Here is a 7,735-nt window from a genome sequence, read left to right on the forward strand (position 1 = left end):
GGGTCACGTGCACGTGGCGGGCAAGGACCTGAGCAGGCTGAGCAACTGGAAGGTGCCGCACCTGCGCCGCAGGATCGGCTGCGTCTTCCAGGACTCCCGCGTGCAGATCGCGTCCTGGGTCTGGAGGCAAGGACGGGGAGACGAGGCGAGCCCTGGCGGCTGAGTACGCCTGGGTCAGCATCCGACGTTGGTCACCGTGCCGTTCGTGTGCACCATGCGGGCACGCAACTCCCGGGCCTCCAACCAGGTGATGGCAGCGTCTCCCAAGGAGAGGGCGGCGATGCTGGCGGTCTTGGCGGCGACGCAGCGAAGACCGAAGACCGACACCGCATGCCAGGACTGATCACTGGTCGGCAGCGACCGCGCCGGTGCCTGTCCGGGCTCGCGAGCCTGCGCCGCCAGGACAGAGGTGGCCAGTCCGCCAGGCGTCCGCAGCACGAGGCTCATGCCACGGAAAGCTCCCTCGTCCTGCTCACGGCGACCATTGGTCACCTGCACCGGCCAGCCCGAGACGGGCACCGGTCCCGCGGTCGCGAAGCTGCCCGGAAGGCAGACGCAGACTCCGCATCCAGCCAGTCCGGCCGCGGATTCGGCTGCCCTGTCGGCGGCGAACGCCTGCGCGATCCCCCACAGGTCGAGAGTCGTCCCCGGGGGCGTCATCACCGTGCCGGGCGGTTCGTCGATCACGACACTCCGGTTTCCGGCGGGAGAATCGCCAACGACGGGATCGACGAGCCCTTCCGTCAGGTCGAACGCGTGGAGCGCCGTCCAGAGCACGGCCAGGAAAGTGGCGCTGACCCGCACTGGAGCGCCACTGGCGGCGTTGACGCGCGCAAGATCCGACCCCTCCTGGACGAACGCGGCATCGAAGTCGGCGACCACCGAGTCGACAGCGCGCCGGGCCGCATCGAGGCACTCGGGCTTCTCGACCATCACGGTGGCCAAGGAACCCCACAGGGGGAAGTCGTCCCTTCCGAAACTCATCGAACCGCTCCAAAGATCTAGAACAAGACACCTGGCTCCGCCATAGGAACCGGCTCCTCTCCAGCATGCTCAGCGGACCCGAGAAACCGGGAGGGGGAAAACCCCTATATCGCTCCGGGAGCTACCCACCTGTCTATGGAGAGGTTTTGCGCAGGTCTGAGCAAATACAGCTCCGATGCTCCCGATCGCATCAGGGGAAAGATCTGCGGAACGATGGGCAAGACGCCTGGCGGAGGGCGATGCAGAGCGCCTGCGCCTGTGCCTGTGCCGGTCACCGGCAACGAGACCCCAGGCCGGACGTTCCGCCACGGCTCCCGTTCGCGGGCCTGTAACACCCGCACGGACATGGTCGAGTCGGCGGTTCCGTCCCGCGCACCCGGCAACCTCGACCTGTTCGTCGTCGGGTTCGACAACCGCGCCTGGAGCGAGTTCCGGAACGACCGGGGTCGGCTGGGGCGGACTGCGCGGTTCCCTGGGCGGCGGCGTGAGAGGCCCACCGCCCTGACCGTCCCCCTGCTCTGGGAGCCTCGCTGGCACTCTTGAAGTGAAAGTACTCGCTGATGCAAAGTACTTCGCAAGCGCAAGACGATGGAGGCATCGTGGATTCACAGTCCCCCGACCAGATGCTCGACGAGGTGGCCAGGCTGCGGCGGCTCACCCGTGCCCGTGCGCGCGGGGCGGCGGTCCCGCTGATGATCTTCGGACTGCTGACGCTGGCCTCGATCCCCCTGTACTCCCACCCCTTCCACGCGATGGAGACGCTGCCGGACGGCGGCAGCGTGAGCAGACCCGGTTCGACGAGCGGCTACGCGGGGCTGGACGGGTTCGACCGATCGGGAGCCCTCTCGATCGCGTTCTGGCTGATCACAGGACCGCTGAGCTACCTGGCGTGCGCCTGGTGGTACCGGCGACGGGCCGCCCGCGTCGGCCTCACCGTGCGGTGGCAGCCCTGGGCCTACGTGGGCACGGCGCTGTTCGCCGTGTTCTTGCTCGCCGTATTCGCACAGAACCACGGCGCCCAGAAGGCGCCTCCGCCCCTGGGAGAAAGTTTCGTGGCGAGTGCCGTGATCAGTCCTTTGCTAGCGATCGCGCTCGGGTTGCTGGTCCTGGCCAAGGTGGAGCGGAGCCTGGGGGTCGCGGTCTGCGGTCTCGTGTACGGGGGGCTGTGCGTCATCATGAACGGCTACGGCCTCGGCCAAATCCCTGCTTGGCTCGTGCCCCCGTCCGGCGGCATGATCGATGGAATGCTCAACCCGGCACAGAACCTGATCCTGCTGGCCGCCGTCCTGCTGGTCGGCGCGCTGGTCGTCCAGTTGCGGGCGTGGGCGCGACTGCGTTCGGTCACCGCAGCGGCCCCGGTCCAGGCATGAGGGAGACCAGCGGGCAGCCAGGGGCACCGCACCCCACACAAGGCCTCAACGACACCGTCCACCATCGCACCCGTCTCGGCATCATGACGGTGCTGCGCGAGATCGACCGTGCCGAGTTCGGGTATCTGCGCGACACCCTGAACCTCACCGACGGCAATCTGTCCCGACACCTACGGACGCTGGACGAGGCCGGCTATGTCGAGATCCACAAGGGGTACCACGGACGCCGTCCCCGGACCTGGCTCAGTCTGACCCCGAAGGGGTCACGTGCGCTGGCAGAGGAGTTGGCCGCCCTGCGCGATCTGGTCGCCCGGCTCGACCGCGTCACGGACTCCACGGAGACGGCCGAAGGCAAATGATGTGGCCGGCCCCTCGGAACCCACGGCCGGTACGGCCTTGAACGACGGCGAGCTCGGCCTAGGCGTCGCACGACGCGATGCCTGGGCCGATCAGTTGAAGCAGTCCTGGGCCTTGAGGCGATCTTCGCGGGCGGCGCAGGCTGCGGCGAGCCTGCGCTTTGCACCGGCCGCTCGCCATCGAGAAGGTCGACCTACCAGGGAACCCACCTCCGAGGGCCTGCTCGATGGTGGTCGACTCTGGTCAATTCATCATGTTTCAGCCTGCGGTTCTTCGTGGGCACGGAACCCCGGCACCCCGCGAGTGGCCCGCCCTGAACGGCGTCCCTGGGGCCCTTGGCGGCGACCTTCGGTTAGGGGTCGTGACAAATGGTGAAGACCTTCCTGACGTCCTCGACTCGGTCGACGGGGGGTGAGACATGGCGCCGACCGGCACTCAGAGCACGACCACCGCGCTGTCCGACACTGCGGGGCATCGTGCCGCGACGTGGCCGTACCTGGTGATTCCAGGGGTGGTCACCCTCGGCATGTGCATGTGGCGGATCAGCGTGCCCTCGTACTGGCGGGACGAGTCGGTCAGCGTGACGGTCGGGCGCGGCGGGCTCGGCGCGCTGACGAGCTTCATCTCCCGCATCGACGCGGTCCACGGCCTGTACTACCTGCTGATGCACCTGGTGACCAGGCTGGGAACGAGCGAGGTGATCACCCGCACGCCCTCGGCGGTGGCCTCCGGCGTGGCGGCCATGGGGATCGCCGCCATCGGCGGGCGGCTGTACTCGGCCAAGGCGGGCCTTTACGGCGGCCTGCTGTACGGCCTGCTGCCGATCACCAGCCGGTACGGTCAGGAGGCCCGCCAGTACGCGATGGTCAGCGCGGGCGCCGTCCTGGCCACGTACTTCCTGGTCCGGGCGTTGCAGGATTCGCGTCCCCAGATCAGATGGTACGCCGCGTACGCGGCGACAATGGGCCTGGTGGGCTGGCTTCACCTTTACGCGCTGTTCCTCCTACCCGCCCACGCCGTGACCGTCGGCATGTGGAGGCATCCCCAGTGGCGGCGCCGCCACCGCGCGAGCTGGGGGCTGGCCGCCCTGGCTGCGGTACTGCTGGTGTCACCGCTCGCAGTGGTCGCGCGCGGCCAAGAGGCCGCCCAGGTGTCCTGGTTGGAGCGCCCCGGAACCAGGGCGCTTTACAGCCTCGGCCTGTGGGTCACCGGTGGCGGACGCGTCCTCCTGCTCGTGCTGGTGGCGGCCGTCGTGGTCGGGACGGCGCGACTGCTCGTTCGCGATCATCGCAACGCCGCCGCGCTGACCGTCCCGTGGATGTGCTTACCGTTCGTCCTGGCGTGGAGCGTGTCCCAGGTCCACCCCGTCTACCACCCCCGATACATCCTCTACTCCGTCTGCGCCTTGGCGCTGCTGGGCGGGGTGGCGCTGGACACCGTAGTCGGGCGGCTGCCTGCTGGCCGACCCTGGTTCCCCGTAGCGGCCGCGGTCACCGTCCTGGCGGTCCTGGCGCTGGTGACGCTCCCCGCCCAACTCGCTGAGCGTGGACCGCGGAGCCGTCCGGACGACCTGCGCTCCCTGGCCGCCGCCCTGCGGCGGCACTCGCACCCGGGGGACGCGGTCCTGTACCTGCCCGCGGATCGGCAGGCCTTCGCGACCGCCTACGCCGACGCCTTCGCCCGGTTGAACACGACGGCCCTGCAAGACCACGAGACGAACCTGGAGCCCGGCTCTTTCCGGTCGGCCCTGGCAGCCGAGTCCCGGATCTGGCTCGTCCAGATACTCCCCCACGATCACCGGTACCGCAGCGCAGCGTCTCCACGCGATCTCGCGATCCTCAAGAACGACAACGGTCTCCGAGCGACCAGCTCAAGGCGGTTCGGGAGCATCCGGCTCACCCTGTACATCCGCCGCACAGCCGGAAGCTGACGTCCGCGCCCGGTGAGCTGAGCTCGTTGCGCAGCCGTGGCCCACGCCCCCTGCCCCTGGTGAGCGGGCCACCGAGACCACTCCCCCAGCACCACCCAGAATCCGGCGCTTCCGCCGTATCGGCGGGACGGTGCTGGTGCGCCTTGTCCGGACGATCTACCGAGCCAGCGCGCGACGCCCCATAAGCATCCTCGAACCCGGCCAGGTCACCGTCTCCATCAACACGGTCACCGGCCCGAGACGGTGCCCGAGGAACCAGGCGTACACCGGCGCGTCCCACCGACCCGCCTCACCGACCGCGACATCCACGGTGAGGGCCGTCAACGCCGTAGCGCATCCGAACGCGAGTAAGGCGAGCACGGGCGCCGGCGGGCGCCGTGGCGCGTCGGCTCTTACGCGGTTTCAGCCCGATCGAACAGACGGAGGCTCCCGTCGCCCATCCTGCCCACGGGCACGAGGCGGTTGGCACAGCGCCATGCCACTTAGGTGACTACATGCGTTCAAAGTGTCACTATTCGCGACTCGGGTATCTGGTGTTACGTCCCCCAGATCAGTCGAGGCACATGTCTGAGGGGACACATCATGACGGGTCGGCGGCCGACGATCTTGCTCGCCGTTGGACTTGCCCTCCTCAACACTCTGATCTTCTCGGCAGCGTGCAGCAGGCCCGGAAAAGCCGGTCGGTCGGCGGCGACATATGGGGCCCGCAGGACGGTGTTACTGGGCAGATCCGTCCAGGGACGCCCGATCGTCGCGGTCGAACTGGGGAACCCGCGAGCGGCTCGACGAGTGCTGGTCGTCGGCTGCCTGCACGGAGACGAGCCGGCCGGCGTGCCGGTGGCACATGCACTGGCCGCCAGAACCGGGCCGACGGACACGAACTTGTGGGTTGTCCCAACGTTCAACCCGGACGGGATGGCGGCCCGGACGCGGGGAAACGCTCACGGCGTCGATCTCAACCGCAACTTCCCAGCCGGGTGGCGACCGATCGACTCGCGCGGCTCAGTCCACTACTCCGGCCCCCGGCCGCTCTCGGAGCCGGAGTCGCGGTACGCCGCCGACCTCATCCGGCGGATCCGCCCGACCATCGGCATCTGGTTCCACCAGCACTTGGCCGTCGTCGATGACTCCCAAGGACCTAAGGACGTCGAGCGGCGCTTCGCCCGCGACGTCGGACTCCCGCTGCGCACGCTCACCAACTTCCCAGGCAGCGTCACCGGCTGGGAGAACACCGTCGTCCGCGACAGCGCGTTCGTGGTCGAACTCCCCGCCGGGCGGCTCCCGGTGCAGGCGGTCCGCCGATACGCCGACGCCCTCCGCCGGATCGCCAGCCCCTGACGGCCAGGCCCCCGGGAACGCGGCTACGGTCACGCCTCTGTGTAGGTGATATCCGCGTAGGCCTCAAAGCCGAGGACGCCCCGGCCAGGACGGACGTCCATGTTCAGCGGAAAACGCCGGTGTGGCCAAGGGAGTAGCGGCCAGGCTGCGGAAACACGCACAGACCGTGCGGGCCGTCACCGACACGGATGCGGCGAATCAACCGGCCTGTGACCGTAGAGATCGCGTACACCTCGCTGTGGTAGCGACCCGACAGCCACAGCACCTGCCCGTCGGCCGACACCCCGCCCATGTCGGGCGAGCCGCCACCGGGCAGCTGCCATCGCCGCGCTACCCGTCCCGTCTTGAACGAGATCAGGGAGATAGAGCCTTCAGCCCGGTTGGTGACGTACAGGGTGGTCGAGTCACGGCTCACATACAGCCCATGTGCGCCCTTGCCGGTACGGATGAAGCCGGTCACGCGGAACGTCGACGCGTCGATCGTCCAGACGCCGTTGGAGGCCATGTCAGCGATGTAGAACGTCCGGCCGTCGGGAGAGGTCTTCACGTCCTGCGGCATCGCGCCCTTCGCCAGCTTGAGCACGCCGGTGACCCTCTGACCGCGGGTGTCGACGCGCAGCACTTCGCCGGAGAACTCACACGCGGTGAGGAAGAAGTCGCCCGAGGCCGAGAAGTCGGCATGGTTGGGGCCGCGGCACGGCACGTCCACGTGCTTGCGCAGCCGCATCGAGTGGGCGTCCCGGAAGTCGATGCGCTGCAGCCGCTCCGCCATGATGATCGCGGACCGGCCGTCCGGCGTGAAGTACATGTTGTAGGGGTCGTCGACCGAGACCGGCTTGCCCGGGCGGCCGGTGCGCGGGTCGATCGGGACAAGGTCGTTGGAGTCGTTGTCGTTGACCCACAGCGTCCGCATGTCCCAAGACGGGACGACATGCTGCGGCTTACGGCCGACCCGAAACCGTCCCACCCGTTTGAACGTCTTCTGATCTAGCACGATCACGTCGTCGCTCTGTGAATTCGGCACATAAACACGCGCCGGCAGGTCCCGCACCTGCGGGCTGAGCATGCCCGGCCGGTCGTGCTCGTAGAGGTCCGTCGGCGACGTCAGCGGCTTGGCAACAGCGTGACTCGTGAGCTTCCGCGAATCAGCACCATCCGGCTGCCCGGATGAAGAGCACCCTGCGACCAGCAGCCCGGCGATCACAGCCGGTGCCCACCGGCGCTTCATGTTCGGACCAGCTCAGCGACGGTCACCGCCCGAAGCCCACGCCGACGCAGGCCGTCCGAAACCGCCGCCAACACCTCGACCGTTCCAGTGTGGCCGGGATGCATGCTCACCACCGACCCGCCGCGCGCCTCACCGAGAACTTCACGAGTGATGGCCGACTTGCCCAGATCGGCGAAGTCCAGCGAATCCACGTCAAAGGACAGGCAGCCGCGGTAGCCGGCGCGCAGACCACCGCGCCGACAAGGCCAGCGACACCCACAAGGACAGTGCGTCTCTGAATCGTCACAATCTGTAGCCTACTTTGGCTGCATCTCGGCATGGTCGACCGTCGCAGCGGAAGCCGCAAGGCCAAGCAGGTCAGCACGCGATGGCCTAGTGTTCGCGCCCCGGGCCGGCGTTGGGGACGTCCGGCGGGAGTTCCGGCGCGTCATCGCCTAGGGCCTGTTTTGCGGATCTGGATCTTTGGTTTGTGGCTTGATGGTGGCCATGGTGCGGCGACATGAGTTGACCGATGCGGCGTGGGCGCGG

7 protein-coding genes and 1 pseudogene are annotated in these 7,735 nt (G+C 68.4%); 5 read left to right on the forward strand and 3 right to left on the reverse strand.

What is annotated here, in order from left to right:
- A pseudogene (locus AB0C69_RS34260) lies at positions 1-103 on the forward strand (cell division ATP-binding protein FtsE); the annotation flags it as partial.
- 71 nt (positions 104-174) lie between these two features.
- Here the strand turns inward: AB0C69_RS34260 and AB0C69_RS34265 are convergent.
- Positions 175-933 (reverse strand): FAD:protein FMN transferase, encoded by a 759-nt coding sequence (locus AB0C69_RS34265; protein WP_360359188.1) that lies wholly within the window; start codon positions 931-933, stop codon positions 175-177.
- 650 nt (positions 934-1,583) lie between these two features.
- Here AB0C69_RS34265 and AB0C69_RS34270 point away from each other — a divergent pair.
- The 4 genes from AB0C69_RS34270 (at position 1,584) to AB0C69_RS34285 (ending at position 5,979) form a co-directional block, all read left to right on the forward strand.
- A complete protein-coding gene (locus tag AB0C69_RS34270; protein WP_360359173.1) occupies positions 1,584-2,354 on the forward strand; it encodes a hypothetical protein in 771 nt (256 codons plus the stop codon).
- Complete coding sequence (locus AB0C69_RS34275) at positions 2,351-2,713, forward strand: transcriptional regulator (RefSeq protein ID WP_345173976.1); 363 nt, start codon at positions 2,351-2,353, stop codon at positions 2,711-2,713. Before AB0C69_RS34270 ends, AB0C69_RS34275 begins: the two co-directional genes overlap by 4 nt.
- 416 nt (positions 2,714-3,129) lie before the next feature.
- Positions 3,130-4,641, forward strand: a complete 1,512-nt coding sequence (locus AB0C69_RS34280) for a glycosyltransferase family 39 protein (RefSeq protein WP_360359176.1) — start codon at positions 3,130-3,132, stop codon at positions 4,639-4,641.
- Between the two features lie 582 nt (positions 4,642-5,223).
- Positions 5,224-5,979, forward strand: a complete 756-nt coding sequence (locus AB0C69_RS34285) for a DUF2817 domain-containing protein (protein ID WP_360359179.1) — start codon at positions 5,224-5,226, stop codon at positions 5,977-5,979.
- 103 nt (positions 5,980-6,082) lie between these two features.
- On the opposite strand, the gene AB0C69_RS34290 is transcribed toward AB0C69_RS34285, so the two are convergent.
- The gene (locus tag AB0C69_RS34290) at positions 6,083-7,183 is read right to left on the reverse strand and encodes a YncE family protein (protein WP_360359182.1); all 1,101 of its coding nucleotides are present in this window, start codon (positions 7,181-7,183) and stop codon (positions 6,083-6,085) included.
- Between the two features lie 20 nt (positions 7,184-7,203).
- Positions 7,204-7,398, reverse strand: a complete 195-nt coding sequence (locus tag AB0C69_RS34295) for a hypothetical protein (protein WP_360359185.1) — start codon at positions 7,396-7,398, stop codon at positions 7,204-7,206.
- Positions 7,399-7,735 lie beyond the last annotated feature (337 nt).

The organism is Actinomadura sp. NPDC048032, assembly GCF_040653175.1.
Lineage (GTDB): Bacteria > Actinomycetota > Actinomycetes > Streptosporangiales > Streptosporangiaceae > Spirillospora > Spirillospora verrucosospora.

Excerpts from the sequence above, each read along its gene's own strand:
- AB0C69_RS34275 (WP_345173976.1), top strand. The coding sequence starts at position 2,351 with ATGAGGGAGACCAGCGGGCAGCCAGGGGCACCGCACCCCACACAAGGC.
- AB0C69_RS34280 (WP_360359176.1), top strand. The coding sequence starts at position 3,130 with ATGGCGCCGACCGGCACTCAGAGCACGACCACCGCGCTGTCCGACACT.
- AB0C69_RS34285 (WP_360359179.1), top strand. The coding sequence starts at position 5,224 with ATGACGGGTCGGCGGCCGACGATCTTGCTCGCCGTTGGACTTGCCCTC.
- AB0C69_RS34265 (WP_360359188.1), bottom strand. The coding sequence starts at position 933 with ATGGTCGAGAAGCCCGAGTGCCTCGATGCGGCCCGGCGCGCTGTCGAC.